This is a genomic window from Aquamicrobium lusatiense (assembly GCF_014201615.1).
In the GTDB taxonomy this organism is placed as follows: domain Bacteria; phylum Pseudomonadota; class Alphaproteobacteria; order Rhizobiales; family Rhizobiaceae; genus Mesorhizobium; species Mesorhizobium lusatiense.
This window is the reverse complement of the sequence record NZ_JACHEU010000001.1, coordinates 106,658-131,836: the sequence shown is the minus strand read 5'-3', so window position 1 is coordinate 131,836 and position 25,179 is coordinate 106,658. Positions and strand designations below refer to the sequence as shown.

The following is a 25,179-nucleotide window of genomic DNA, read 5'->3' as shown; positions in this document are numbered from 1 at the left end:
TATGCCACAAAATCTTTTTGCCGCATGTCGCAACAATGGCGGACAATTAACTGTAAAACGTGTTCGCCTAGATGCGAATGTTCAACAGGCTGTTGAAGCGATATTCGCTGATCAGGAAGGCGAATTTCGGCAAGGCGTGACCAGCGAGGTCCCGTTTGATGGAAGTTGGACACCGGATGAGGATGAATTTCTTACCATCGACGTACCGGTTGAAGCTCAGGTCTTTGCGGATGCGATCAATGCCAACGCGATGGCTGTAGCCGATATCAACACTGCGGCTTTTGCTGGCGAAGGGATTAAGGCGCTCTTCACGGGCGTATCTGCAAATGGTGCAACCAAGGTCCTGGTGCAGCGGTTCACTTCTCAGCAAGTACTTGAACGGAGATTCGCGCTTCTCCAGCAAGGTAATGCCTTTAGACGTCTTACGGAGCCAGCATTCACACTAGACAGCAGTCTAGCCTGCATTATCGAAGGCGGAAAGATTAAATTCAAAAGTCAGCAAAAACTCCGGTCTATTATCAATATGGTCGACATTTACCGTGCTGCCACTGATCAGGAGGTTCAGACCTTTGCTGGTCACGCCAGTCTCGAAGTCACGGATGTTGCTGGGTTCATCGCTGTTACCAATCAGGTGAGCCGAAAGCTGATTCATGCAATTACCAATAATGGGACGCTCGACGCACATACGCCTGCCGACATTCAGGCGGCAGCCCAACTGACGAATCTCGCGATTACAGTTCAGAATGGCAAGATCGTCATGCCATCTGCACATGCCGAGATCAAAGCGCTGCTCCAGTTTCTGAACGAAAGCCGTTATTCTGGACCATTATCAGGACAACCATATGTGACGAACTCACAGAGGCCGGCATGAGTGTATGGCCAAACGGCTTCGATGCGGCTGAGAAACATCAGTCCCAGATCCCCGCCGTGCAGCTCCTTGTGGCGTTAGGGTTCACGCCGCTGTCACAGGCGGATGCGCTGCGCCTGCGCGGCTCTCGTCTGCGCAACGTGGTGCTGGATGACGTCCTTGCGGACCAGCTTCTGAAAATCAACAGTTTCACCTACCGCGGGCGAGACTATCTCTTCGACCTCGAGGATGCACATGAAGCCATTCTCCGTCTGAAGCCCACGCCTGATCGGCAGAAGGGCCTGCGCGGGACCAACCAGGACATCTACGACACCCTTGTCCTTGGCACGACGATCACCAAGACGATCCAGGGAGACTCGAAGTCCTATTCGTTCCGCTACGTCGATTGGGAGCGGCCTGCGAACAACGTCTATCATGTGACGGCCGAAGTCTCGGTCGAGCGGACGGCCAGCACCCAGACCAAGCGATGCGACATCGTCGCCTACGTGAACGGCATCCCGTTCCTCGTGATCGAGAACAAGCGGCCAACCGAGAGCCTGAAGAAGGCCGGCAGCCAGCTGATCGGCTATCAGAACGAAGACAACATCCCGCAGCTGTTCCACTTCGCGCAGCTTCTCATGGTGATGAACCGTGTCGAGGCGCGCTACGCCACCGTGGGTACGCCGCGGCAGTTCTGGCAGACGTGGCGGGACGAGGAAGACCGGGACGAGATCATCGATCCGCTGGCCAATCGCCCTCTTACAGCGGCGGAGGCCGATGCGGTCTTCTCGGGCAACTTCGCCTTCGCCCGTGAGCATTTCGAGGCGCTGGCGGCTGAGGGGCCGCGCTCGATCACGGCGCAGGATCGTGCCATTCACGCGCTGTGCCGGCCGGAACGGTTACTGGACCTGGTCCGTCGATTCACCGTGTTCGATGGCGGCGTACGCAAGGTCGCTCGCCACCAGCAGTTCTTTGGGATCCGGAAGGCTGTCGAACGCGTCCGCCAGTTCAATATGGATGGTCGCCGCAAGGGCGGCGTGATCTGGCACACCCAAGGGTCGGGCAAATCACTGACCATGGTGATGCTGGGGCGATCTCTGGCGCTCGACAAGGCCATCCCCAATCCGCGCATTCTTATCGTCACCGACCGCGACGATCTCGATAAACAGATCAAGGACACTTTCAAGTCCTGTGAGCTCGAACCCGTACGGGCGACCAGCGGCGCTCATCTGATCGAGCTGATCCGAAACCGGACACCACTCGTGACGACCATCATCAACAAGTTCGATACGGCCGCCAAAGCCGCCGAGGACGTCGACGAGGATGCCAACGTTTTCGTCCTGGTCGACGAGAGCCATCGCTCTCAGACCGGCCGCTATGGTGGTCACAGCCAGTTCGCCACACGGATGCGGCGCCTGCTGCCGAAGGCCTGCTATCTGGGCTTCACCGGAACGCCGCTGTTGAAGAAGGAGAAGAATACGCTCTCGACCTTTGGTGGCCTCATCCACAAATACGCGATCGACGAGGCTGTCGCTGACGGTGCCGTCGTGCCGCTCCTCTATGAGGGCCGCCTTGTCGAGCAGCAGGTCAATGGCGGCGTGATCGACAAGTGGTTCGACAAGATCAGCGAAGGTCTTACCGACAGCCAGAAGGCCGACCTGAAGCGCAAGTTCTCCCGCATGGACGCCCTGTCGAAGACCGGCCAAGCGATCCGGGCAAAAGCCTTCGACATCTCGGAGCACTTCCGGCAGCACTGGCAGGGAACCGGTTTCAAGGCGCAGCTTGTGGCGCCGTCCAAGGCAGCAGCCGTCCGCTTCAAGGAGGTGCTCGACGAGATCGGGCACGTCACCAGCGAAATCGTCATCTCGCCGCCCGATGATAACGAGGGCAACGAGGAGGTCGACAAGGAGTCGAAGGACCTTGTGCGCCGGTTCTGGGCGCAGATGATGGCTCATTACAAGACCGAGGATGAATACACCCGGCAGATCATCGAGGCGTTCAAGGGATCCGGCGATCCGGAGATCCTGATCGTCGTATCGAAGCTGCTGACCGGTTTCGATGCGCCACGAAATACCGTGCTCTATGTATGCAAGTCGCTGCGCGAACATAATCTTCTGCAGGCGATCGCCCGCGTGAACCGGCTCTATGAAGATGGCGCGACGGAGAAGCAGTTCGGCTTCATTATCGACTATGAGGGTCTGCTTGGGGAGTTGGACGCGGCGCTGACCACCTACAGCGCCTTCGAAGGCTTTGACGCCGCCGATCTCTCCGGCACGGTCCACGACGTGCGCGAGGAAATCCGGAAGCTGCCCCAATTGCACGATCAGCTCTGGGACCTGTTCAAGCCGGTCAAGAACAAGAAGGACATGGAGCAGTTCGAACAGTTCCTGGCCGATGAGGCGATCCGGCAGGAATTCTATGAACGACTGAAGGCGTTCAGCCGCTGCCTCCATATCTCGCTGTCGTCAGACAAGCTCTTCGATGTCTTCGACGAGTCGAAGATCGACGCCATGAAGCGGGACTGGAAGCAATTTGCCGAACTGCGGCGGTCGGTTCAGCTGCGCTACCAGGAGACCATCGACGTCAAGGAGTTCGAGCCCAAGATCCAGAAGCTTCTTGACGACCATGTGGTTGCCATGCCGGCTGAAACGATCATCGAGATGGTCAACATCAACGACCCGGACGCCCTGAAGGCCGTGGTGGAGGAAACGGGCGTCTCTGAGGCATCAAGAGCGGACCGGATCGCCAGCGCGACGCGGCGAACCATCACCGAAAAGATGGACGAGGACCCTGCCTTCTATCGCAAGTTCTCGGAGCTGCTGGAGGAAACTATCCGTGACTATCGGGCTAAACGGATTTCCGAGCGCGATTACCTCAAGAACGTAGTCGATCTGGCCAGCAAGGTTGCCCGCAAGGACCGAGGGCGCGAGGTGCCGGATGCGATTAAGGGCAACGACGATGGGCAGGCGTTTTTCGGAATCCTCGAAGGCGCGCTCGCGACCGATGATGGCAAACTGATCGAGGGGGACGAAGTGGCCGCCATAGCGCTCACGATCATCGAAATCATCAAGTCCCATCACATCGTCGATGTCTGGTCCAACGACATCGCTCAGAACAAAATGCGCAACGCCATCGATGACTATTTCTTCGACGTCCTTCGCGACGAACGCGGCATCGAGTTACCTGTCGAGGTGATGGACGACTTGGAGCTCAAGATCATGGATCTTGCGCGGGCGCGTTTTCCGGGATGACGACCGCACGGCACAGCGTCCAGTACGGTGAACATAGAATCGATTTCACTATCGTGCGCCGTGAACGCACGACGCTGGAAATTGCTGTCGAGCCCGATGCTTGCGTCGTTGTAGCTGCGCCGAAGGACGCCCCGCTGGAAGCAATTGAAGAAAAGGTCCGCAAGCGCGCTGCCTGGATCCGGCGCCAGCAGCGGTATTTCATCCAGTTCCTTCCGCGCACCCCGGATCGCCAATACGTCGCCGGCGAGACGCATCTCTATCTCGGACGCCAATATCGGCTGAAGGTAGTGCCCCATGCCCAGGCAGGGGTGAAGCTTCTTCGTGGTTTTATCGTTGTTCAAACGCATAGGCCTGAGCGAACTGAGGTCACCCGGGAGCTTGTCGAGCATTGGTATCGACAGCGCGCTCACGCAAAATTTGTCGAGCGTCTGGAAGTCAATCTTTTGCGTTTCCCGGCCCCTGAAGACTTTCGCCCCAAGGGCTTGATTGTCCGCCAACTTCGGCAGCGTTGGGGTTCGATGTCGCCGGCATCTCGCCTGCTGCTTAATCGCCGGTTGATCGAAGCGCCTATGGATGCCATCGACTACGTCATCACGCACGAGCTCTGCCACATCGCGGTGCCACATCACGGGCCGGAGTTCTTCGAACTGCTCGACCGCGTCCTACCCGATTGGCCTAAGCGCAAGCACCGGCTTGAACAAAGAATGGCGTGAGCCAACCCTTTCTCGTGCTGTGTCCGCAACTAGCGGGAAGAGCCCTCTCTAGTCGTCCTCTGCTACAGCAATCGTGAGAGAATGCTTGGGGGCGCTGCCCCCTGGCGCGGCGCAAGGGAGCGCTGACGCTCGACCGGGAAGGTTTCCCCGGCCTTCCTCCACTTCGTTCCTCCGTTCCGTGCAGGCCGGGTGATCCCCCTCCATCCCGATCGCCCTTGCACCTTTCCTCCCCCGGTCTCGCCGACGGGCAAGGGTTCAGGAGCGCGCGCTTCGCTGCTCTGAACCCCAAACCCAAAGGATTCGAGACATGACCAACAGCACCCAAAATCCCCGCAATGTGATTTTCAATGGCGATTGCATTGACGTGATGCGATCGTTTGACCGGGCATCGGTGGATTTCATCCTGACCGACCCTCCCTATGTGACCAACTTCCGAGACCGACAGGGCCGCACTGTTGCCAATGACGATAACGGCCGCTGGCTTCGCCCCGCGTTCAACCAGATGCATCGTGTTTTGAAGGACGGCGGCTTTTGCGTCAGCTTTTATGGATGGAACAAGGTTGATCTATTCATGGACGCATGGAAGGCGGCAGGCTTCCGAGTAGTCGGGCATCTTGTTTTCCGCAAGCGTTATGCGTCATCAACGCGCTTCCTTCGCTATGAGCACGAACAGGCTTATTTGCTGGCAAAGGGCAATCCGACCTTGCCTGCCCAGCCTATTCCTGACGTGCTGGACTTTCCTTACACAGGCAACCGGCTGCATCCGACGCAGAAACCCGTCGAAGCCCTGACGCCGCTTATCGAGGGGTTCACGAAGCCCGGCGATTTGGTGCTGGACCCGTTCAGCGGCAGCGGTTCGACCCTGGCGGCCGCGCAGCAGACTGGTCGCAACTGGACCGGCATCGAATTGGACAACGCTCACTATCACACCGCCAGAAAGCGCCTTGCGGAGCTGCAACGCCACCGGGTGGCCGCATAGCCCCTTTGCACCGGCGCCACCACAACATTGCAGGCACCGTCATTCCTCAATTTCACAGACCAAGGATTTCACAATGCGCTGGATTGTTACTGTTGATCACCATGGCGGCTGCATAGGCGTGGGCGAGGACGCGTACGGCATTCCGGCACGCGGAGAACCGGAACAGGCCGCAGCCCTTCCGATGGATTTCAGGCTTCACCTCGCAAGCGGAGAAGTGCTGTTCGAGGCCGTTGCGGTGACATCGATGCCGATTGGTGGCACCGTTTCGAGCCGCTGAATTACCTATGGCATCCGTTCCGTTGCCGCCGCCTGTCATACCGCCGTGCAGGAACTCAAGACGCCTGGCGCTCGCTTCGCCCATAAACCAATTGCATGGCCGCAAGTCGCCGCCGCCGTCCCAGCCGAGACGGCGGCTTTCGCGCGTCCATTCGGCATCGCTGTAGAAAAACACGCTCGCCGGGCTGGGCCCGGCTCGCAGGACAATGCAGGCATTGTCGGAAAGCATTGCGGCACTGATCGGGTTACGCGGACCAGTTATCTCGCAATGAGGGCTACCCCAGTGGCCGGACGTACCGAATGATCTTTATGCGGGCAGCGCTTGCGCGCCCGACATAGGGAGGAAGCGCCATGCTCAGCATCGATTGGCGTACTCCGGCGGCTTACAGGCACACTAGGAATCTGCCCGCCGCCGGTTTCGCCTGGGAATACCTTCGCCGCAACAACGAATACCGCCAGGAATACAGGGCGCTGGCGGCAAGTAAGCAGCCGGCTTCCGGACATCTGGAGGCGTTCGTTGAGCGTTGGGGTGTGCGATTTCCCCAGCAATCCCGACGAGCCGCATGAACAGCAGACCATCATATGGTCGCCAAAACTCCAGCCACAAGCAGTAAGGTTATCAGAGGTCGAGGCCGGGGGAGCTCACGGCAGCCCTTTGTTCACGCTGGCACATCTTGATGGTCTGGAGCTTCGCCGAGCGACAGATGGTTGGCATGGCATATGGCGTTTAGACGGAATAACGCACCAATTCTGGTTGCCGGATGCCACACCGGACACAGCAGCGAGCTACGCGGTGACTTTGCCGCTGGACAGCTTTCTGGAATTGCGTGTTCACGCGGCAAGAAGACTGTGGCGCTCCCTGACACGACGCCCGCCAGGGCCGGCGATAGGCACGCTTCCAGATCAATTGCGCGAATGGCACATCCTGTCCTTGCGCGCGCTCGACGCGAAACTGTGCGGTGAGAGCTATCGCGCCATTGCCGAAGTTCTGCTCGGCTTTCGCGGGACGAAAGAAGATTTTGAGAACGACCCACGCAAGAACAGGGCGCGTCGGCTGGTCAAGCATGGCATCAGGATGATGAAGGGCGGCTATCGTCTGTTGCTTCACTACCCGGTAAAACCGGGCAAGTCCTGACACTGGGATCCCAGCATCAAGCCTTGTTTGCAGCGGCCTGCTCCAAAATTCGTTTATAGCCTTCACGCGAAAGCCATTGCGCGCGTTCCAGGTGGCTTTGCCAGCAGCGGTAGGTTCGAAGCTCCTCGGCAGCAGGATCGCGGTGCAGAACGATCTGCGCCACTTCCTTCCAATCGGCATCTTCAGCCTTGGCATCGAGCAGCCGAAGGTAGGTCACAAAATGCTGCTCGTCGTACGGCGTGATCTGATCGCCGGTCGGCGCGACGTCATCGACATCGGGATCGAGTTCAGTGGGTGTTTTCATTTCACTCCCCATCCGAAGAAGAGCCTTGCTTGCGGTGCGCCCCCGCAACTGGCCCCTTTGACCTGGTGATCGGGGAGTTAGTAACCGTGTTGGACGGCCCCATGGCCTTTAGACGGGTAGCCCTGGACATGCGCCATGGGCTCCCCGACCATAGGGTCAAGGAGTTTGGTGTCGTCACGGCCGACACCAACCGCCAACAGGGGTTACTAAGCCCCGGAACAGTGCGTCTGCTCCATCTGCATTCATAGCTGAACCGCACAGGATTGTCTTCGGCAATTCGACGGGGCAGCCATCTCGCCTCTGAAATCTCACATTTTTTGCCTTGCCGGCTCCGCCTTCGAAGGGGGTGCCGCCAGCGCATGGTCGCAAATGCGGCACGCTACACGCCGCCGGTGCCTCGCCATGGTTCGCCACAGTCCGCCGTCCCCGCGACGGCCTGTCTGTCTGACCAACCGGAGGCGAACCCATGACCCACGGCCGCAAAGCCGACCTGCCGCCGCGCCTGCTTCGGACCCAAGAAGCTGCACGCTTCCTCGGCATTTCGCTGCGCACCCTCGAAAAACACCGGACCTATGGAACTGGCCCCGTCTATCGGAAGATTGGCGGGCGCGTCCTTTACACCCTGCATGATCTGGAGACCTGGAGCGCAGTCGGCTCGCGTAAATCCACGCGCGACGAAAATGCCGGCACGGTCTTTCCGGCGCGTCCGCTCACTCCTGCCGAGAGGGGTGAACTCTGAATGCTGCGCACCAACGATCATAAACCGTCGAGGCGCGATGCTGTCAGCGAGCGCAGCCATCTCGATCCATTCGTCGTAGCCACCGGAGACGCCGCACCGCGCGATCAGCGCGACCTGATGGAACGACCATTCTTCTCACTGGCCAAATCCCCGCGCACCAGGCCCATTCTCTACAAGGCCGCCGATGTGAAGGTGCAGGTGCTCGCCATGCCCGAGCACGGCATGGCGACCATCTGGGATGCCGATGTGCTGATCTGGGCGGCGTCCCAGATCGTCGCGGCCGAAAACGCTGGCTTTCCCACCTCGCGCTTCTTTCGCTTCATGCCCTATCAGCTCCTGCGCGCGGTCGGCCGGTCCACCGGAAACCGCGACTATCTTCTGCTGAAGGCCGCACTCGCGCGGCTGCAATCGACCGTCATCGCGACCAGCATCCGCAATGGCGCGCATTGGCGGCGACGCCAATTCTCATGGATCAACGAATGGGAAGAGATGACAACGCGCGCGGGCCGCGTCGAAGGCATGGAGTTCGTCCTGCCCGAATGGTTCTATCAGAGTGTCGTCGATCGCTCACTGGTTCTGGCCATCGACCCTGCCTATTTCCGGCTGAAAGGCGGCATCGAACGCTGGCTCTATCGCGTGGCCCGCAAGCATGCCGGACATCAGCCCGAGGGCTGGGCATTCGAGTTTTCTCACCTGCACCATAAATCCGGCAGTCTCGCACGGCCGTCCGACTTCGCGCTTGATCTTCGCCGGATTGCAGCCCGCCAATCGCTGCCCGGTTATCGTCTCCAGATCGAGTGGCAGGACGGGAGAGAACTCCTGCGCTTTCTCCCTGCAAATCCATCCACAGGCACTGTGGATAACCTTGTGGACGCAATCGGGATATCAGGCGCACGCAGTATCGGGACATCAGGCGCAAATCGCCAGCGACACTCTATAGAAGACTCTAACAATAAAACTAACTCTTCTTCTTTGACGCGCGCGCATCCGAGCCATGGTGCCGGTGCCACCTACCGAGGTGCGCAATGATGCGCGCGCTCGATCTGTTTAGCGCAGCGGCTGGCGGCTGGTCGCTCGGCCTTCATCGCGCCGGCTTCGTCACCATCGCCGCCTGCGAGATCGTCGAATGGCGGCGCATCCTTTACGCAGAGAACAATCCTCATGTCCGCCTCTACGACGACATCCGAGACCTCACGGCAGCTCGCCTTGTTTCCGACCTTGGAGTCCTTCCCGACATCATCGTCGGCAGCCCGCCATGCCAGGACATCTCCAGCGCCAACACCAAAGGCAAGGGGATCGAGGGTGAACGGTCGGGCCTCTACCTCGAAGCCGTCCGCCTGGTCGGAGATTGCCGTCCTCGCTGGTTCGCTTTTGAGAACAGCGCTAATCTCAGAACTCGCGGCGCTGACCGGGTGCTCGGCGAGCTGGAAGCGCTCGGCTACGCCACAGAACCGTGCGTGGTGGGTGCTTCGGATGTCGGCGCCAACCATATCCGCAAGCGGTCATGGCTCATCGGCTATGATCCCGAGCAGCTTGCCAACACCCATGGCCTCGGATGGAATGAAAGACGCCGAAGGCGGCCGAGCCGGATCGACATATCCGCTGCGGGCAACCCTGGCGACGCCGAGGAAATCGGATGCGGATCGAGGTGGCAGGGGCGACGTTCTCAGCCAGTTGCAGGGCCATGCCAGCCGCCATGCGGGCATGCTGCGGACGCCGGTGAAGCCGAATGGCGGGCGCAGGTTGAGTCCGCGGGAGATCGAGACGGGCAAGCGGGCGAGCGGCGCGAAGGCGCAGATCGACACGCCGAACCTGTTGCGCCACGCGGCGGAAATCCTGCCGACACCCACGAAACGCGACAGCCGCATGGACGGATGGAGCCCGGCCTACGACCGGCGGAAGTCGCCGACGATGGATGCGGTGATGGACGGCGCGATGACAGATCGCGCGCCATACAAATGGGCGGGAGCGCGGGCGCTGGCTACGATGCTGCGGAGCCATGGGCTGACTGGAACGGCGGCCTTGCCCATCACCTACGGCTGGATGATGGGCTTTCCGCCTGGGTGGCTGACACGCGCATTGCGCTCGGCAGTCGCAAGGGGACGTCTGCTGCCAGCCTGATCGTCGAGGCGTTCGGCGACGCCGTTCTGCCGCAAATCCCAGAAGCCATCGGGCGCGCCATCCTGCGCACTGAAGCTGCACTCGACGCGGTGCTCGCCTGCACATCCATCGACATTCCCGGAGAAGAACAATGACCCGGCGCACCTTTCCCGGCGCGCGCGGACGCGGTCTGGCGGATGCGCCGCCCTTCACCACGCTGGTCGAACTGACGTTTCAGCGGAAGAAGATCGAGCACTGGATACGCTTCGGTCGCAAGAACTACGAACAGATCATCGACCGCCGCCGGAGTGTCGTCGGCTTCGCGCCGGGCAGCGTCTTCGCCTTCGTTCGATGGGCGAACGGCGACCATGGCACGGTCGTTTCCCGCATCGACATTGTGCGGGCCATCGGCCGGGGCGAGCCGTTCCAGACATTGCCGTTCGTGCGCCCCGGCGGCGAAATCCTGTTGCGCCTCGACGGTTGGCCGAAGGTGCAGCGCGGGCTTGCAGCCATCGACGCCGTGGAGTCGCTCGGCCTCGACCCCGCCGACGCCGCACCGGAGTATTGGCGGCACGTCCACAACCGTTTGACCGCCAATCTGGAGCCGCACGCCTACACGCCCGAGCGACATGCCGCGTGGCTTCACCGCCGAAGGATCGAGCCATGACGCGCCGCCGCACCCTCACGGTGACGGCGCTCGCCGTCATCGGCATCGCCGCCGCCAGTGCCGTCGAGTGGCCCATGAAACTCATCTGGAACGCCACAGCCAGCGCACCCATCGGTTTCTACATCGTCGAGCCGGCCGAGCGGATCGAGGTGCCCGAGTTGGTCGCCGTCGTGCCGCCCGAACCGCTCGCCGCCTTCATGGCCGAGCGCGGCTATATCGCGCGAGGCGTCCCGCTCTTGAAGCGCGTCTTGGGCTTGCCCGGACAGCGGGTTTGCCGCTCTGGCCGCACGATCACGGTGAACGGGATCGAGATGGGCCAGGCGCTGGAGCGCGACAGCCTCGGCCGCGATCTGCCCGTCTGGCAGGGCTGTCGAGTGATCGGCGACGGCCAGCTTTTCCTCATGAATTGGGAAGTCCGCGGCAGCCTCGACGGCCGCTACTTCGGACTCACCCCCGCAGCTTCCGTCATCGGTCGAGCGGTTCCGCTCTGGACCGATGAGGAAGGCGTCGGCCGCTACGAGTGGCGCGCGCCGACGCACTGAAACCCACAGGCAGGAGATTTCCATGGCATATATCGGCCAGTTAATCCGCAGCCGCGATAGGCGCGCGGCATCATCGCCCTATGCGGTCCTTCTGCTGGCCGGCGCGCTTTCCGTCTGCGTCGGATCGGGCGTCGCGGTCGCGCAATCCGCGCCCATCGAGCGCCCGGCTGCCGCCCATCCCTATGCGGCTCACATCGCTGAGGCGTCGCAGCGTTTCGGCATACCGGAACATTGGATCGTCGCGGTGCTACGAGCCGAGAGCGCGGGCGATGTGCGCGCGGTCTCAACGGCCGGTGCGATAGGATTGATGCAGGTAATGCCCGACACATGGGCGGGCCTGCGCGTCCGCCATGGCCTCGGCCGCGATCCCTATGACCCACGCGACAACATCCTCGCAGGCACGGCCTATCTGCGCGAGATGTTCGACCGCTACGGCAATGCCGGCGCGATGCTGGCGGCATACAACGCTGGCCCCGGCCGCTATGACGAATACCTTGCAACCGGCCGCACGCTGCCGACCGAAACGCGGGCCTATGTCGCCGCGCTCGCGCCGATCCTCGGCGGCGCGGCTGCAACCGAACCGCCGTCATCGGCACCGCCACCGCCGCCAGATTGGCGCGAGGCACCGCTTTTCGTCATGCGTCCGGGCGACGCGCAGGCTATCGCCGCGCCGCCCGACGCACAATCCGGCGACGGCCGCGCGACCGTTCCGGCGCGCGATCCCGTCGATGCGGAGTCGCAGGGCGACAGCATTTTCGTCGCCGAGGCGAGCGGTTCGGGAACGCCATGAGGACGGCGTTCCCGCGCTCGGCGGCGCTCATTCCGGTGTCCAGTCAGGCAGGTTTTTGCCCGGCTGGATTCCCGGCAGGAGGGGCAGGAAAGGCAGAAAGGGCGGAGGGCAAGATTAAAGAAGACGGCACCATATGGAGCCGCTTCTGGAAATTATTGTTGTCTGCACACTGGTTAGGCGACCGATTCCGGCACCATGGTTTTGAAGGGCGGCGTGCCGCGATTTCGCGCAAAGCCTTGGCTTTGCAGGGTTTCGAGCGGCACCATAGGCGCAGATCGGCCGTTTTCCGGCGGTTTGGGCTGGAGTCGCGCCCATGAGCGCCGACGATGAAAACCGCTTCCGTCCGAAGCCCGGCCGCATCCGATCCGACACGCCGAAGGGCGGGAGACCCAAGAGCTTTTTCACGCAGGTCAGGAAGATCACCCGCCAGCATCAGGCAGCGGCCTCCCGCGATCCTTCCATGCCGTCATCCGCCCGCCCGTCATCGCCGGGGCGTTCCCGTGCCGCGGTCGCCAGCGGCAAGGGCGTGAAGCGCGGCCGGGGCGCGAGCTTCGTGCGCGCCCGGAACATATCCGGCAACTGGCATCATCGCCAGCCGGGCAGCCGCCGCGTCATCGTCAAGCAGCGCAGCGTTCGGGCCGCGTGGAAGGGCGGACGCGCCCGCGCGCATCTGCGCTATGTCCAGCGCGACGGCACGTCACGCGATGGCGAGCGGGGCCGGCTCTATTCTGCGACCGAGGACCGCGCCGATGGCGACGCCTTCCTTGATCGCGGCAAGGACGACCGCCACCAATTCAGGTTCATCGTTTCGCCCGAGGATGGCGCGGAGCTGTCGGACCTGACCGCCTACACCCGCGATTTCATGAAACAGGTGGAAGCCGACCTCGGCACGAAACTCGATTGGGTTGCCGTCAACCACTACAACACCGGCCATCCCCATGTGCATGTCATCGTCACCGGCCGCGACGATATGGGCGGGGATCTGGTCATCAATGGCGACTACCTTTCCGCCGGCCTGCGCGAGCGCGCCAGCGAGCTTGCCAGTCTGGAACTCGGCCCCGTCACGGAGATCGAGCAGACCCGCAAGCTGTCCACCGAAATCGACCAAGACCGTTTCACCCGGATTGACCGCGCCATGGCCGAGGAAGCCGACGCCCGTTTCCTCGACCTTCGCCATGAACCGGCAGCACCGAGGCGGCAGTTCGGGCGCACCTTACGCCTGCGCCGCCTCGCCAAGTTGGAGAAGATGGGGCTGGCGACCGAGCACGCGCCCGGCGTTTGGGAATTGAGCAAGGACATGGAACCGGCTCTGCGCGAGCTTGGCGAGCGGGGCGACATTATCCGCACCATGCAGAAGGCGCTCGGCCCGCAGGGCGGCGAACGTGATCCCATGAGCTTCCAAATCCATGACGGAGCGCCCGAGACGCCCATCGTCGGCCGCGTCGTGGACAAGCACCTGTCCGACGAGCTGGGGGAGAACCTGACAATCGTGGTGGACGGGATAGACGGCAGGACGCACCACATCGCTGGCATCGCGCCAGAGCGGCTGGAGGATGCCCGCATCGGCAGCATCATCGAGATCGGCCCGGCCGAGGCGACGGCCCGGCCGTCCGACCGCAGCATTACCGCCATCGCCGAAGACGGCATCTACCGGCCAAGCCGCCATCTGGAGCAGGCGAAGTTCGAGGGCCGCGTTCCCGGTGGCGACTATGAGGGCTATGTCGATGCCCATGTGCGCCGGCTGGAGGCGCTGCGCCGGGCCGGGATCGTCGAGCGCATCGACGCCGACCAATGGCGCATCCCCGATGATCTGGTCAGCCGTGCCGCCGCCTATGACGCCGGCCGTGACCGGCAGGCCAGCGTTAATGTCCTTTCGCCCGTCGATCTAGGTAAGCAGATCGGATCGGATGGCGCGACCTGGCTGGACCGGCGGCTGATCCATGGCGAGACGGCCGACCTTGCCCCGACCGGCTTCGGCCAGCAGGTGCGCGAAGCCATGGACCAGCGCCGCGAGCATCATATCGAACAGGGCGATGCGACCCGAGCGCGGAACGGTCGCATATTCTACCGGCGCAGCCTTCTCGCCACCCTGCGCGAGCGCGAGGTTGCCCGCGTCGGTGCGGAGATGACCGAGAGCAAGGGGCTGCCGTTCCGCGCCGCCACGGACGGCGAGAACGTCAGCGGCAAGTTCACCGGCACCGTGCAGCTATCGAGCGGCAAGTTCGCCGTGGTCGAGCAATCCCACGAGTTTACCTTAGTCCCGTGGCGGCCGGTCATCGACCGCCAGCTCGGCCGCGAGGTCATGGGCGTCGTGCAGGGCGGGTCGGTGTCGTGGCAGTTAGGGAGGCAGAGGGAGTTGGGAATATAGCCCAATTTTATTCATCTGCATCTTGCGAGACCTGAAAGGCAGATAGGAGCTGAAAGATTATATTGCAAACGAACGGGGTCTATTTCTGCTTTCGTCTTATTTATTCCGAGATTTTCGAGCGCAAACAACGCCATAAAAGTCTGTGTTCGACAATGCCCAATAAAGTCAGTCGGTTAGCGCTCCGTCTGGAGCGCGTTTATGTGGCTCTCCACCTTAAATTAAGGCCCGCTACACCTTAAATTATGAGGACATTCCCATCGGGCGCCTCACACGGATGCGCGAGCATGAACGCGCCCAAACAAGGATGTTTAGAGAAACAGCTATTATATGAGGAAAGGTCGGGTTTAGCGGGGCCAGACCATGAGGCGGAGGAAAAAGAAAAACTATCTTCCTGTCTCTGAAGCGATCAGGTCAGGAAGGGTTCCCATGGCGAGTTTGGTGCATTTGCTTGCCGCGGCAGATCACATGAATTTTCGCCACGCAGCGAAAGCGCTTGGCGTGGCACAGTCCAGCGTAAGCGCCCGCGTGAAAGCGCTGGAGGAAGACCTTGGGATCCTGCTGTTCGAGCGTAACACGCGCGGTATCAGATTGACCGAGGCCGGGCGCAACTTCGTCGAACAAGTGGCAGACGGTCTTGATCAACTCGACCATGCGGTGAAGACAGTAAGTATGGCGGCAGTAGGCGAGCATGGTCGCCTGCGTATTGGCATCCATGCTTTGATTCCAGGCAGCTTTCTCGCCGAACTGATCGCGAATTACCGTGAGAGCCATCCCGGTATCAATGTCGAGATTACAGAAGGTACCGCTCGTGATGCATTGATGCGGATACGCGCCGACCAGCTAGACGTAGCGTTTATGGTAGGAGAGCCGGAGCTGCCCGACTGCCACACACGTCTGACATGGAGTGAGCCGCTGGTGGCCGTTCTGCCCCAGATGCATCGCCTTGCGGGGAAGTCAAAAATTACTTGGGCGGATTTGTCCAACGAGACATTCCTTGTCCGATATGGTGGCACCGGTCCACAGATCCATGATCATATCGTCTTGCGTCTCGCTGGCCGCTCGTTCAGGCCGTTGATCCAGCGATTTAATGTCGAACGCGGCACACTGCTGTCTATGGTTGGCCAGGGCTTTGGCATTACCATCGTCGGCGCGGCCACGGCACTGTACCCGGCGACTGACGTGGTTTTCCCGCCTTTCGCCGATGAGCCAGATCCGGTTCCGTTCTCGGCCGTTTGGTCGCCGTTCAACCGTAGTGCAGCGCTAAATAACTTGCTTGACCTTGCGAACGATATGAGAACTTCCGTGAATCGTCCGGGCAGATGAGGATAGAGGCACCCCATCCCATTCGCCGCCGATAGTATCCGGCAGCCCTCCGGCAGCCTCTTTCCTGTTGACCGTCGCGATGTTGCCTACTCTCTGATCGGCTCCGTCTCTTTTGCCGACTGGAGCTTGCATTGCGCGGAGGCAGAATCCTTTGGGGGCAGATCGCCATAGTCTTCGTCATCGTTCTGGTGATGACGTGGGCGGCGACGCAATGGACGGCGTTCCGCCTCGGCTTTCAGCCGCAGCTTGGCAATCCGTGGTTCGAGCTGGTGGGCCTGCCGTTCTACTACCCGCCGGCCTTCTTCTGGTGGTGGTTTTCCTTCGATGCCTATGCGCCCACGATCTTCGTCGAGGGCGGCATCATTGCCACGTCGGGGGGCTTCCTCGCCATCGCCGCCGCCATCCTCATGTCGATCATCCGGGCGCGGGAGACGCGCAACGTCGCCACCTACGGATCGGCGCGATGGGCGGAAGACGAGGAAATCCGCGCCGCAGGACTGCTTGGCCCCGATGGCGTCCTGCTCGGCCGATACGACCGGGACTATCTGCGCCATGACGGTCCCGAGCATGTCCTATGCTTCGCCCCGACGCGCAGCGGCAAAGGTGTCGGGCTGGTGGTGCCGACGCTGCTGACATGGCCGGCATCCGCCATCGTTCACGACATAAAAGGCGAGAACTGGACGCTGACAGCGGGCTTCCGCGCGAAGCACGGACGCGTGCTGCTGTTCGATCCGACCAACGCCAGATCGTCGGCCTACAACCCGCTGCTGGAGGTCCGGCAAGGGGAATGGGAAGTCCGCGACGTGCAGAACATCGCGGATATTCTGGTCGATCCCGAAGGCAGCTTGGACAAAAGGAACCATTGGGAAAAGACCAGCCATAGCTTGCTGGTCGGCGCGATCCTGCATGTTCTCTATGCGGAGAAGGACAAGACGCTGGCGGGCGTCGCCAACTTCCTGTCCGATCCCCGCCGCCCGGTCGAGGCGACCTTGCGCGCCATGATGGATACGCCGCATCTCGGCGAAGCAGGCGTTCATCCCGTCATCGCGTCGTCGGCCCGCGAACTGTTGAACAAATCCGAGAACGAACGGTCGGGCGTGTTGAGCACCGCCATGTCGTTTCTCGGCCTCTACCGCGATCCCGTGGTGGCGCGGGTGACGGAGCGATGCGACTGGCGCATTGCCGATCTGGTCGGCAGCCGCCAGCCCGTCACGCTCTATCTGGTCGTGCCGCCGTCCGACATAAACCGCACCAAGCCGCTCATTCGATTGATCCTCAATCAGATCGGCAGGCGATTGACCGAGGAACTGACCAGCTCGGGCGCGCGCCATCGGCTGCTGCTCATGCTGGACGAGTTTCCCGCGCTCGGCAGATTGGATTTTTTCGAGTCCGCCTTAGCCTTTATGGCGGGCTACGGCCTCAAGGGCTTCCTGATCGCGCAGAGCCTCAACCAGATCGAGCGCGCCTATGGGCCAAACAACGCGATCCTCGACAACTGCCATGTGCGCGTCAGCTTCGCCACGAACGACGAAAGGACGGCTAAGCGCGTTTCAGACGCATTAGGCACCGCGACCGAGCTGCGCGATTCCACCAATTACGCCGGGCACCGCCTAGCCCCGTGGTTAGGTCACTTGATGGTGTCGCGGCAGGAGACGGCGCGGCCGCTGCTCACGCCGGGCGAAATCATGCAGCTTCCGCCCACCGATGAAATCGTGATGGTCGCGGGCACGCCGCCGATCCGCGCCACCAAGGCCCGCTATTTCGAGGACGCGCGGTTTCAGGAACGCATTCTGACCCCGCCTGATCTTTCCACCGCATCGCTGGCGCCCAGCCCATCGTCCGATGACTGGTCGAGCCGGATCGTCGCGGCGGACATCCTTTCGGCGACGAACGCCGGAGACGAGGTCGAGGGCGATCCGGCCAATGCCGGCATCCGCCGCGAGCCGGAGTTGCCAAGCCAGGAGGAAATCGGCGCCCCACCGCCATCGCCCGAACAGGAATTCGAGTTTCTGAACGACGAGCCGGACGTTGACGCGGCCAAGGCCCGCACTATCCGCCAGCGCATGAGGATGGTGGCGCGGCAGGTGGCGTTGAACCCCGATGACGGAATCGACCTTTGAGGAGACGCCCATGGCAACCAGAACCCGCCTGAATATCTATTTCGACCCCGCGCTCATTCCGCAGATCGAGGCGATGGCGCTGCGCCGCTCGGTGGCCCTGCGCCGCAATGTCTCAAAATCCGCCATCGTGGAGGCGGCGGTCATGTCCTACCTGTCCGGCGATGCCGACGACCAGCTTGAAGCTGCCATGTCTCGCCGCCTGGACAAGCTCGGCCGCCAGATCGACACGCTCGACCGGGATCTCGCCGTTCTCGGCGAGACGGTCGCGCAGTTCATCCATTACTGGATGACGATTACACCGCCTTTACCGGATGCAGCGAGACAATCAGCCCGCGCCAAAGCAGCAGAGCGGTTCGAGGGCTTCATGCAAAATCTTGGCCGGCGTCTGGCGACAGGAGACAGATTCCTCAAGGAACTGTCGCGGGATGTATCCGGAGATGAGGCCCTTGGTTTAGCGGCAGAGCCTCAGACCATTGAACGCGGCACATGAGGCGGATATGCTTGATCGAAGCAGAAGGAGATTTATGCGCAGAGGTTTCTAGTGAGCCGCATTGAGCGGCGTCGTTCGGCACGATGGTTCGCCGACCCTCTTCGCATGTCTTTTCTGCAGGAATATCATGACACAAAATGACGTTATTATCCGGCCATTCAATTTGGCATCGGACACAAGAACGCTGTCAGCCATATGGCTCGAGGCGTCCCTCATCGCGCATCCCTTCATCGGCAGGCAGCGCCTGCTTGAACAGCGTCTGCTGATCGAAGACAAATATCTACCTGGTTCCGAGACCTGGGTTGCCTGCCAAGGGAACAAGTCGCTCGGTTTCATCAGCCTCCTCGACAAATTCGTCGGCGGCATTTTCGTTGAACCCGGACAACAGGGAAAGGGCGTCGGACGCCAGCTGATCTCCTATGTGCTGGAAAGGAAAGGGGAACTCTCGCTCGAAGTTTATACGCAGAACGAACAGGCCGTCCGCTTCTATACGAGCCTTGGTTTCAGAGAAGTCTCACGTCGTCCTTACGATGATGAGGGCATGCCGTTCGAGAACGCGCGATTGACGCTGAGCACATGAACTTTGGAGAGGGCGGGCTAACTCCCCGCCCTCTCACCAATGATTGCGATCTCGCTCGCTACCACGTCTGCCAGCTCATCTATCGGCTTCTCGCCTTGCAGTCTGAGAACCGGAGCCGTTTGCTGGCCAAGCCAGCGTTCATGTTGAGCGAGGTTCCGTCCAGTGAACTGCGGGTCATCGTAGCCTGATGCCCATGTCCGAAACGCCACATGCGCTTCGTGCATGTCCCCACCGGGAAGGATGCGCTCACCGTGGCGCGCCGCCTCGCGCTGGTCGAGACGTTGCAGTCTGATGGCGGTAGGCGTGTAGAGAAAGACAATCAGATCAACGTCACGGATCAGGGCCTCACCCCATCCGATGAAGGAACCGGTCAATATCCATCCTTGGGGCGCAGCTTGCTGTTCCGCAATCAGCTTCACGCGCTCCTCGGGCGGTCGTTTGACGCTGAAAGGCGGGTCCGTCGGCATCCAATAGAAGTCATCGACATCGATATGCGGAATGTCGAACCGTTTTGTCAGCGCCGCGCCGAGCGTCGAAACGCCCGAACAGGACGCTCCCGTTATGTATATTTTCGGCCTGCCGTGCATTCAGATCGATTCCCTTTTCACACCTGCCTTCATATTCATGCGGCTTGATCCGCTCAACATAGACTTTCCCACCCATCCTATTTACCGCCGTTCGCCGCCGATTACCGCCGCCGCTTAGATACTTGTTGAACCGGCCGCATTTCGGTCTCTCTTAATCGACCCCGATCCGGGGATCGCCTGTCGCGCCCCATGAAGAAACGGGGCCGACATGACCACCAACCACCACAGACAGGAAGCAATCCAGCGAGGCGCGCGCATGTTGCGCACCGCGCTCGGCCCCGCCATCGCCCTGCTTCTCGAAGACCCGTCCGTGGTCGAGGTGATGCTAAACCCGGACGGCCGCATCTGGATCGACCGGCTGTCCGAAGGGCTGGCCGATACGGGCGAGCGCCTGTCCGCCGCCGATGGCGAACGCATCGTGCGACTGGTCGCGCACCATGTCGGCGCGGAGGTTCATGCCCGCAGCCCGCGCGTCTCGGCCGAGCTGCCGGAGAGCGGCGAGCGGTTCGAGGGCCTGTTGCCGCCTGTGGTCGCCGCGCCGACCTTCGCCATCCGCAAACCCGCCGTCGCGGTGTTCACGCTCGACGACTATGTGGCGGCGGACATCATGTCCGCCGATCAGGCAGAAACGCTACGCAAAGCCGTCGCAGCCCGCGCCAACATCTTGGTGGCGGGCGGCACCAGCACCGGCAAGACGACGCTGACCAACGCGCTGCTCGCTGAGGTGGCGAAGACGCAGGATCGCGTCGTCATCATCGAGGATACGCGCGAGTTGCAATGCGCCGCGCCGAACCTTGTCGCCATGCGGACGAAAGACGGCGTGGCGACGCTTTCCGATCTGGTTCGTTCCTCGCTGCGCCTGCGCCCCGACCGCATCCCCATCGGAGAAGTGCGCGGATCGGAAGCCCTCGACCTTTTGAAAGCATGGGGCACAGGCCACCCCGGCGGCATCGGCACCATCCATGCCGGCACAGGCATCGGCGCGCTCCGTCGCCTTGAACAGCTCATCCAAGAGGCTGTCGTCACCGTTCCGCGCGCCCTGATCGCCGAGACCATCGACCTTGTTGCCGTCCTGTCCGGGCGCGGTTCCGCGCGCCGGCTGACCGAGCTTGCCCGCGTCGAAGGGCTGGGGCCGGACGGCGACTACCGCATCACGCATCCGATCCCTTCGACAATCCCCACCAGCACAGGAGAATCTTCATGATCCGCACGCTTACGCGCGGCTATCGCCGCATGGCGACCGCCGCCACCACCCTTGTCATCAGCCTCATGCTCGCTCCGGCCGCCCATGCGTCCGGTTCGTCGATGCCATGGGAAGCCCCGCTCCAGAGCATCCTCCAGTCTATCGAGGGGCCGGTCGCCAAGATCATCGCCGTCATCATCATCATCGTGACCGGCCTGACCCTCGCGTTCGGCGATACGGGCGGCGGCTTCCGCAAGCTGATCCAGATCGTGTTCGGCCTGTCCATCGCGTTCGCGGCGTCCAGCTTCTTCCTGTCGTTCTTCTCGTTCGGCGGCGGGGCGCTCATCTGATGGCGGCCGCCTTCGAAAAGCTTGACGCCGTGCCGGGATTCTCCGTCCCGGTGCACCGTGCCCTGACCGAGCACATCCTGCTCGGCGGGGCGCCGCGCGCCATCGCCATCATGAACGGAACGCTGGCCGGGGCCGTAGGTCTCGGCCTGCGCCTCTGGCTGGTCGGCCTCGCCATCTGGGCCATCGGCCACTTCGTAGCCGTATGGGCGGCGAAGCGCGACCCTCTCTTTGTCGAGGTCGGGCGGCGGCATATCCGCATCCCCGGCCATCTGGCGGTGTGAGGGCGCGGCCGTGATGAACCTTGCTGAATATCGCCGCACCGCCACCCGGCTCGCCGATTATCTGCCATGGGCCGCGCTGGTCGGCTCCGGCGTCGTCCTGAACAAGGACGGCAGCTTTCAGAGGACGGCGAAGTTTCGCGGTCCCGATCTGGATTCCGCCGTCGCGGCCGAACTGGTCGCCGTCGCCGGCCGCATCAACAACGCGGTGCGCCGTCTAGGATCGGGCTGGAGCATCTTCGTCGAAGCCGTTCGGCTTGCGGCTCCGCAATACCCGGAGAGCAAATTCCCCGATGCAGCGTCGGCGCTGCTCGATGCCGAGCGGAAAGCACAGTTCGAGGAACAAGACGCTCACTTCGAGTCCCAATATTACCTGACTTGCCTTTGGCTCCCGCCTGCCGATGAAGCCGCGCGCACTGAGGCATGGCTGTACGAGGGCCGCGAGAAAACCGGCGTGGACCCGTGGGAGCTGCTGCGCGGCTTCATCGACCGCACCGACCGCGTGCTGTCCTTGCTCGACGGCTTCATGCCGGAGTGCCGCTGGCTCGATGACGGCGAGACGCTGACCTATCTGCATTCCACCATTTCCACGAACCGGCATCGCGTGCGCGTGCCCGAGGTGCCGATGCACCTCGACGCGCTGCTCGCCGACCAGCCCCTGACTGGCGGGCTGGAGCCGCGCCTTGGCGACGCGCATCTGCGCGTGCTGACCATCGTGGGATTCCCGACCGCGACAACGCCGGGCCTGCTCGACGAAATGAACCGGCTGCCGTTCCCCTACAGGTGGAGCACGCGCGCGATCCTGCTCGACAAGACCGATGCGACGCGGCTGCTGACCCGCATCCGCCGGCAATGGTTTGCGAAGCGCAAGAGCATCGCCGCGATTCTGAAAGAGGTGATGACGAACGAGGCGTCCGCGCTTGTGGACACCGACGCGGCGAACAAGGCGCTCGACGCCGATATGGCCTTGCAGGAGCTTGGGGCGGACGTGGCGGGCATGGCCTACGTCACAGCCACCGTCACCGTTTGGGATGCCGACCCGCGCCTTGCCGACGAGAAGCTGCGTCTCGCCGAAAAGATCGTTCAGGGCCGCGACTTCACCGTGATGCCCGAGACCGTCAACGCGGTTGACGCATGGCTCGGCAGCCTGCCCGGACACGCTTACGCCAATGTCCGCCAGCCGCCTATCAACACTTTGAATCTCGCCCACATGATTCCGCTTTCGGCGGTGTGGGCGGGGCCGGAACGGGACGAGCATTTCGGTGCACCCCCTTTGCTCTTTGGAAAGACCGAAGGCTCAACCCCGTTCCGGTTGTCTTTGCATGTCGGCGACGTAGGACACACCCTTGTCGTCGGCCCCACGGGAGCGGGCAAATCCGTGCTACTCGCGCTCATGGCCCTCCAGTTCCGCCGCTACGCAGGATCGCAGGTCTTCGCCTTCGACTTCGGTGGTTCGATCCGCGCCGCGTCGCTCGCCATGGGCGGCGACTGGCACGACCTTGGCGGCGGATTGACCGATGGGGCCGAGGCGTCCGTCTCGCTCCAGCCGCTCGCCCGCATCCACGACACCTATGAACGGGCATGGGCGGCGGACTGGATCGCCGCCATCCTCATGCGGGAAGGCATCGCCATCACGCCCGAGGTCAAAGAGTATCTTTGGACGGCGCTGACTTCGCTCGCCTCCGCCCCGGTCGAGGAACGCACCATCACCGGCCTTGCGGTGCTGCTGCAATCCAACGATCTGAAACAGGCGCTCCGGCCGTTCTGCGTCGGCGGTGCCTATGGCCGGCTGCTCGACGCCGAAGCCGAACACCTCGGCTCGGCCGATGTGCAGGCGTTCGAGATCGAGGGGCTTGTTGGGACCGGCGCGGCCCCGGCCGTGCTGTCCTACCTGTTCCATCGCATTGGCGACCGGCTCGACGGTCGCCCCACGCTGCTCATCATAGATGAAGGCTGGCTTGCGCTCGACGATGAAGGTTTCGCCGGCCAGCTCCGCGAATGGCTCAAGACGTTGAGAAAGAAGAACGCCTCGGTCGTCTTCGCCACGCAGTCGCTATCCGACATCGACGGCAGCAACATCGCACCCGCCATCATCGAGAGCTGCCCGACGCGGCTTTTGCTGCCGAACGAGCGCGCCATCGAGCCGCAGATCACGGCCATCTATCGCCGCTTCGGCCTCAACGATCGCCAGATTGAAATCCTCGCACGGGCCATGCCCAAGCGCGACTATTACTGCCAAAGCCGCAGGGGCAACCGCCTGTTCGAGCTGGGCCTGTCCGAAGTTGGCCTCGCGCTCTGCGCCGCATCCGCCAAATCCGACCAGACGCTCATTGCGCAGATCGTCACTGAGGCCGGCCGCGATGGCTTCCTCGCCGCATGGCTGCGGACGCGCGGCGTCGATTGGGCGGCCGACCTGATCCCCAACCTCACCAATCTCGCCGACCGACCGGAATCCGCCGTGCCGGCCCGGCTCGATAACCACCCCACACAGGAGATTCTTCCATGACCTATTCCAAGATCGTCGGGGCCTCGGCCCTTACGCTGGCGCTCGCCGTGCCCGTCGCGCTTTCGCCCATGCTGGCAAGCCCAGCCCATGCGCAATTCGGCTTCGGCCGCATCGTTTATGACCCGAGCAACTATGCGCAGAACGTGCTCACGGCAGCGCGCACGCTGGAGCAGATCAACAACCAGATCACCAGCCTCCAGAACGAGGCGCAAATGCTCATCAATCAGGCCCGCAATCTGGCGAGCCTGCCGTATTCCTCGCTCCAGCAGCTCCAGCAGAACGTCCAGCGCACGCAGCAGCTTTTGGGGCAGGCGCAGAATATCGCGTTCGAGGTCGGGCAGATCGACCAAGCGTTTCAGCAGCAATACGGCAATGTCTCGCTTTCGACGACCGACGCACAGCTTGTCGCCGATGCGCGCAGCCGGTGGGAGAACACGGTCGGCGGCTTGCAGGACGCGATGCGGGTTCAGGCGGGTGCGGTCGGCAACATCGACAGCAACCGCGCCGAGATGGCCGCGCTTGTCGGCCAGAGCCAAGGCGCGACCGGCGCGCTGCAAGCCACGCAGGTCGGCAACCAACTTCTCGCGCTCCAGTCGCAGCAACTTTCCGACCTGATCGCCGTCATCTCGGCGAACGGCCGGGCCGACGCGCTGACCGAAGCGGAACGCACCGCCGCCGCCGAACAGGGCCGCGAGCAGCGCCGCCGCTTCCTCACGCCGGGTTCGGGCTACCAGCCCGGCAACGCGCAGATGTTCAACGGCAACAACTGACGGGAGGCTCGCCATGGACGGCAAGATGCTGGCCCGGCTCGTGGCCGTGGTGTTCATCGCCATCGCCGTCACGGCGACCGCAATCGACATGGCGCGGAAGGACGAGCCTTCCGCGCTGCCCCCGGCGTCGGCCTTCCAGCCCCCGGCCGATCCCCTGCGCGAAACCCTGCGCCGTTGCCAGCAGCTCAGCGAGGCGGCGGCGAGTGACGCCGGCTGCCTCGCCGCATGGGCTGAATCCCGCGACCGCTTCCTCGGCCGTGACCCCAGCGAAGCGCGCTGAC

The 25,179-nt window shown here is 62.4% G+C and carries 26 protein-coding genes; 23 read left to right on the top strand and 3 right to left on the bottom strand.

Annotated elements, in window-relative coordinates; all coding sequences use genetic code 11:
• The first annotated feature begins 1 nt into the window (after position 1).
• From HNR59_RS00745 to HNR59_RS00730, 4 genes are all read left to right on the top strand, one after another.
• A complete protein-coding gene (locus tag HNR59_RS00745) occupies positions 2–871 on the top strand; it encodes a Kiwa anti-phage protein KwaB-like domain-containing protein (RefSeq protein WP_183824541.1) in 870 nt (289 codons plus the stop codon).
• Positions 868–4,098, top strand: coding sequence for a type I restriction endonuclease subunit R (locus HNR59_RS00740; RefSeq protein WP_183824538.1), 3,231 nt, complete (start codon positions 868–870; stop codon positions 4,096–4,098). Before HNR59_RS00745 ends, HNR59_RS00740 begins: the two co-directional genes overlap by 4 nt.
• On the top strand, positions 4,095–4,811 hold the full coding sequence (locus HNR59_RS00735; protein ID WP_183824535.1) for a M48 family metallopeptidase: 717 nt from the start codon (positions 4,095–4,097) through the stop codon (positions 4,809–4,811). Before HNR59_RS00740 ends, HNR59_RS00735 begins: the two co-directional genes overlap by 4 nt.
• Before the next feature lie 307 nt (positions 4,812–5,118).
• On the top strand, positions 5,119–5,790 hold the full coding sequence (locus HNR59_RS00730) for a DNA methyltransferase (protein WP_183824532.1): 672 nt from the start codon (positions 5,119–5,121) through the stop codon (positions 5,788–5,790).
• Between the two features lie 52 nt (positions 5,791–5,842).
• Here the strand turns inward: HNR59_RS00730 and HNR59_RS00725 are convergent, their stop codons facing one another.
• Positions 5,843–6,295, bottom strand: coding sequence for a hypothetical protein (locus HNR59_RS00725; RefSeq protein WP_183824529.1), 453 nt, complete (start codon positions 6,293–6,295; stop codon positions 5,843–5,845).
• Positions 6,296–6,417: 122 nt separating this feature from the next.
• Between HNR59_RS00725 and HNR59_RS20680 the strand changes: the two genes are divergently transcribed.
• Both HNR59_RS20680 and HNR59_RS20675 read left to right on the top strand, forming a co-directional pair.
• Positions 6,418–6,633 carry a transcriptional regulator domain-containing protein gene (locus HNR59_RS20680; protein ID WP_246374440.1) on the top strand — a complete coding sequence of 72 codons (216 nt, stop codon included), beginning with the start codon at positions 6,418–6,420 and terminating at the stop codon, positions 6,631–6,633.
• On the top strand, positions 6,584–7,201 hold the full coding sequence (locus HNR59_RS20675; RefSeq protein WP_425488607.1) for a DUF2285 domain-containing protein: 618 nt from the start codon (positions 6,584–6,586) through the stop codon (positions 7,199–7,201). The genes HNR59_RS20680 and HNR59_RS20675 overlap by 50 nt, the downstream gene beginning before the upstream one ends.
• Before the next feature lie 16 nt (positions 7,202–7,217).
• On the opposite strand, the gene HNR59_RS00715 is transcribed toward HNR59_RS20675, so the two are convergent.
• Entirely contained in the window at positions 7,218–7,505 is a 288-nt protein-coding gene (locus HNR59_RS00715; RefSeq protein ID WP_183824526.1) for a DNA -binding domain-containing protein, read from the bottom strand.
• A gap of 466 nt (positions 7,506–7,971) precedes the next feature.
• On the opposite strand from HNR59_RS00715, the gene HNR59_RS00710 reads away from it, so the two are divergent.
• The 11 genes from HNR59_RS00710 to HNR59_RS00660 all read left to right on the top strand — a co-directional run bounded on the left by HNR59_RS00710 (position 7,972) and on the right by HNR59_RS00660 (position 19,224).
• On the top strand, positions 7,972–8,244 hold the full coding sequence (locus tag HNR59_RS00710; protein WP_183824523.1) for a helix-turn-helix transcriptional regulator: 273 nt from the start codon (positions 7,972–7,974) through the stop codon (positions 8,242–8,244).
• Positions 8,245–9,273, top strand: a complete 1,029-nt coding sequence (locus HNR59_RS00705) for a replication initiator protein A (RefSeq protein ID WP_183824519.1) — start codon at positions 8,245–8,247, stop codon at positions 9,271–9,273.
• Positions 9,273–10,499: a DNA cytosine methyltransferase gene (locus HNR59_RS00700; RefSeq protein ID WP_210307181.1), complete on the top strand. Its 1,227-nt coding sequence runs from the start codon at positions 9,273–9,275 to the stop codon at positions 10,497–10,499. The genes HNR59_RS00705 and HNR59_RS00700 overlap by 1 nt, the downstream gene beginning before the upstream one ends.
• Complete coding sequence (locus HNR59_RS00695; RefSeq protein ID WP_183824513.1) at positions 10,496–11,011, top strand: DUF2840 domain-containing protein; 516 nt, start codon at positions 10,496–10,498, stop codon at positions 11,009–11,011. The genes HNR59_RS00700 and HNR59_RS00695 overlap by 4 nt, the downstream gene beginning before the upstream one ends.
• Complete coding sequence (locus HNR59_RS00690; RefSeq protein WP_183824510.1) at positions 11,008–11,553, top strand: S26 family signal peptidase; 546 nt, start codon at positions 11,008–11,010, stop codon at positions 11,551–11,553. The genes HNR59_RS00695 and HNR59_RS00690 overlap by 4 nt, the downstream gene beginning before the upstream one ends.
• Positions 11,554–11,575: 22 nt before the next feature.
• Positions 11,576–12,343 (top strand): lytic transglycosylase domain-containing protein, encoded by a 768-nt coding sequence (locus HNR59_RS00685; protein ID WP_246374439.1) that lies wholly within the window; start codon positions 11,576–11,578, stop codon positions 12,341–12,343.
• A 313-nt stretch (positions 12,344–12,656) separates the two neighbouring features.
• Complete coding sequence (locus HNR59_RS20945) at positions 12,657–14,711, top strand: DUF3363 domain-containing protein (RefSeq protein ID WP_183824507.1); 2,055 nt, start codon at positions 12,657–12,659, stop codon at positions 14,709–14,711.
• A gap of 426 nt (positions 14,712–15,137) precedes the next feature.
• The gene (locus tag HNR59_RS00675; protein ID WP_246374438.1) at positions 15,138–16,034 is read left to right on the top strand and encodes a LysR family transcriptional regulator; all 897 of its coding nucleotides are present in this window, start codon (positions 15,138–15,140) and stop codon (positions 16,032–16,034) included.
• A 131-nt stretch (positions 16,035–16,165) separates the two neighbouring features.
• Positions 16,166–18,154 (top strand): conjugal transfer protein TraG, encoded by a 1,989-nt coding sequence (locus HNR59_RS00670; RefSeq protein WP_183824501.1) that lies wholly within the window; start codon positions 16,166–16,168, stop codon positions 18,152–18,154.
• A 10-nt stretch (positions 18,155–18,164) separates the two neighbouring features.
• The gene (locus HNR59_RS00665) at positions 18,165–18,644 is read left to right on the top strand and encodes a hypothetical protein (protein ID WP_035028981.1); all 480 of its coding nucleotides are present in this window, start codon (positions 18,165–18,167) and stop codon (positions 18,642–18,644) included.
• Positions 18,645–18,771: 127 nt separating this feature from the next.
• Positions 18,772–19,224 carry a GNAT family N-acetyltransferase gene (locus HNR59_RS00660; RefSeq protein ID WP_183824498.1) on the top strand — a complete coding sequence of 151 codons (453 nt, stop codon included), beginning with the start codon at positions 18,772–18,774 and terminating at the stop codon, positions 19,222–19,224.
• Between the two features lie 17 nt (positions 19,225–19,241).
• Here HNR59_RS00660 and HNR59_RS00655 read toward each other — a convergent pair whose 3' ends face one another.
• A complete protein-coding gene (locus HNR59_RS00655) occupies positions 19,242–19,811 on the bottom strand; it encodes an ATP-binding protein (RefSeq protein WP_035028984.1) in 570 nt (189 codons plus the stop codon).
• 208 nt (positions 19,812–20,019) lie between these two features.
• Between HNR59_RS00655 and trbB the strand changes: the two genes are divergently transcribed.
• Genes trbB through trbK-alt form a run of 6 tightly spaced genes read left to right on the top strand, consistent with a single transcriptional unit; the run spans position 20,020 to position 25,178 of the window.
• On the top strand, positions 20,020–21,015 hold the full coding sequence (gene trbB / locus HNR59_RS00650) for a P-type conjugative transfer ATPase TrbB (RefSeq protein WP_183824494.1): 996 nt from the start codon (positions 20,020–20,022) through the stop codon (positions 21,013–21,015).
• A complete protein-coding gene (locus HNR59_RS00645; protein ID WP_183824491.1) occupies positions 21,012–21,344 on the top strand; it encodes a TrbC/VirB2 family type IV secretion system protein in 333 nt (110 codons plus the stop codon). Before trbB ends, HNR59_RS00645 begins: the two co-directional genes overlap by 4 nt.
• A complete protein-coding gene (locus tag HNR59_RS00640; protein ID WP_183824488.1) occupies positions 21,344–21,625 on the top strand; it encodes a VirB3 family type IV secretion system protein in 282 nt (93 codons plus the stop codon). The genes HNR59_RS00645 and HNR59_RS00640 overlap by 1 nt, the downstream gene beginning before the upstream one ends.
• A gap of 10 nt (positions 21,626–21,635) precedes the next feature.
• Entirely contained in the window at positions 21,636–24,128 is a 2,493-nt protein-coding gene (trbE, locus tag HNR59_RS00635; protein WP_183824485.1) for a conjugal transfer protein TrbE, read from the top strand.
• Positions 24,125–24,898: a P-type conjugative transfer protein TrbJ gene (trbJ, locus tag HNR59_RS00630; protein WP_183824482.1), complete on the top strand. Its 774-nt coding sequence runs from the start codon at positions 24,125–24,127 to the stop codon at positions 24,896–24,898. Before trbE ends, trbJ begins: the two co-directional genes overlap by 4 nt.
• Before the next feature lie 13 nt (positions 24,899–24,911).
• Complete coding sequence (gene trbK-alt, locus HNR59_RS00625) at positions 24,912–25,178, top strand: putative entry exclusion protein TrbK-alt (protein WP_183824479.1); 267 nt, start codon at positions 24,912–24,914, stop codon at positions 25,176–25,178.
• Position 25,179: the final 1 nt, after the last annotated feature.

Coding starts and splice junctions, on each gene's coding strand:
- HNR59_RS00745 (WP_183824541.1), top strand. CDS start 2: ATGCCACAAAATCTTTTTGCCGCATGTCGCAACAATGGCGGACAATTA.
- HNR59_RS00740 (WP_183824538.1), top strand. CDS start 868: ATGAGTGTATGGCCAAACGGCTTCGATGCGGCTGAGAAACATCAGTCC.
- HNR59_RS00735 (WP_183824535.1), top strand. CDS start 4,095: ATGACGACCGCACGGCACAGCGTCCAGTACGGTGAACATAGAATCGAT.
- HNR59_RS00730 (WP_183824532.1), top strand. CDS start 5,119: ATGACCAACAGCACCCAAAATCCCCGCAATGTGATTTTCAATGGCGAT.
- HNR59_RS00725 (WP_183824529.1), bottom strand. CDS start 6,295: ATGCTTTCCGACAATGCCTGCATTGTCCTGCGAGCCGGGCCCAGCCCG.
- HNR59_RS20680 (WP_246374440.1), top strand. CDS start 6,418: ATGCTCAGCATCGATTGGCGTACTCCGGCGGCTTACAGGCACACTAGG.
- HNR59_RS00715 (WP_183824526.1), bottom strand. CDS start 7,505: ATGAAAACACCCACTGAACTCGATCCCGATGTCGATGACGTCGCGCCG.
- HNR59_RS00710 (WP_183824523.1), top strand. CDS start 7,972: ATGACCCACGGCCGCAAAGCCGACCTGCCGCCGCGCCTGCTTCGGACC.
- HNR59_RS00705 (WP_183824519.1), top strand. CDS start 8,245: ATGCTGCGCACCAACGATCATAAACCGTCGAGGCGCGATGCTGTCAGC.
- HNR59_RS00700 (WP_210307181.1), top strand. CDS start 9,273: ATGCGCGCGCTCGATCTGTTTAGCGCAGCGGCTGGCGGCTGGTCGCTC.
- HNR59_RS00695 (WP_183824513.1), top strand. CDS start 10,496: ATGACCCGGCGCACCTTTCCCGGCGCGCGCGGACGCGGTCTGGCGGAT.
- HNR59_RS00690 (WP_183824510.1), top strand. CDS start 11,008: ATGACGCGCCGCCGCACCCTCACGGTGACGGCGCTCGCCGTCATCGGC.
- HNR59_RS00685 (WP_246374439.1), top strand. CDS start 11,576: ATGGCATATATCGGCCAGTTAATCCGCAGCCGCGATAGGCGCGCGGCA.
- HNR59_RS20945 (WP_183824507.1), top strand. CDS start 12,657: ATGAGCGCCGACGATGAAAACCGCTTCCGTCCGAAGCCCGGCCGCATC.
- HNR59_RS00675 (WP_246374438.1), top strand. CDS start 15,138: ATGGCGAGTTTGGTGCATTTGCTTGCCGCGGCAGATCACATGAATTTT.
- HNR59_RS00665 (WP_035028981.1), top strand. CDS start 18,165: ATGGCAACCAGAACCCGCCTGAATATCTATTTCGACCCCGCGCTCATT.
- HNR59_RS00660 (WP_183824498.1), top strand. CDS start 18,772: ATGACACAAAATGACGTTATTATCCGGCCATTCAATTTGGCATCGGAC.
- HNR59_RS00655 (WP_035028984.1), bottom strand. CDS start 19,811: ATGCACGGCAGGCCGAAAATATACATAACGGGAGCGTCCTGTTCGGGC.
- trbB (WP_183824494.1), top strand. CDS start 20,020: ATGACCACCAACCACCACAGACAGGAAGCAATCCAGCGAGGCGCGCGC.
- HNR59_RS00645 (WP_183824491.1), top strand. CDS start 21,012: ATGATCCGCACGCTTACGCGCGGCTATCGCCGCATGGCGACCGCCGCC.
- HNR59_RS00640 (WP_183824488.1), top strand. CDS start 21,344: ATGGCGGCCGCCTTCGAAAAGCTTGACGCCGTGCCGGGATTCTCCGTC.
- trbJ (WP_183824482.1), top strand. CDS start 24,125: ATGACCTATTCCAAGATCGTCGGGGCCTCGGCCCTTACGCTGGCGCTC.
- trbK-alt (WP_183824479.1), top strand. CDS start 24,912: ATGGACGGCAAGATGCTGGCCCGGCTCGTGGCCGTGGTGTTCATCGCC.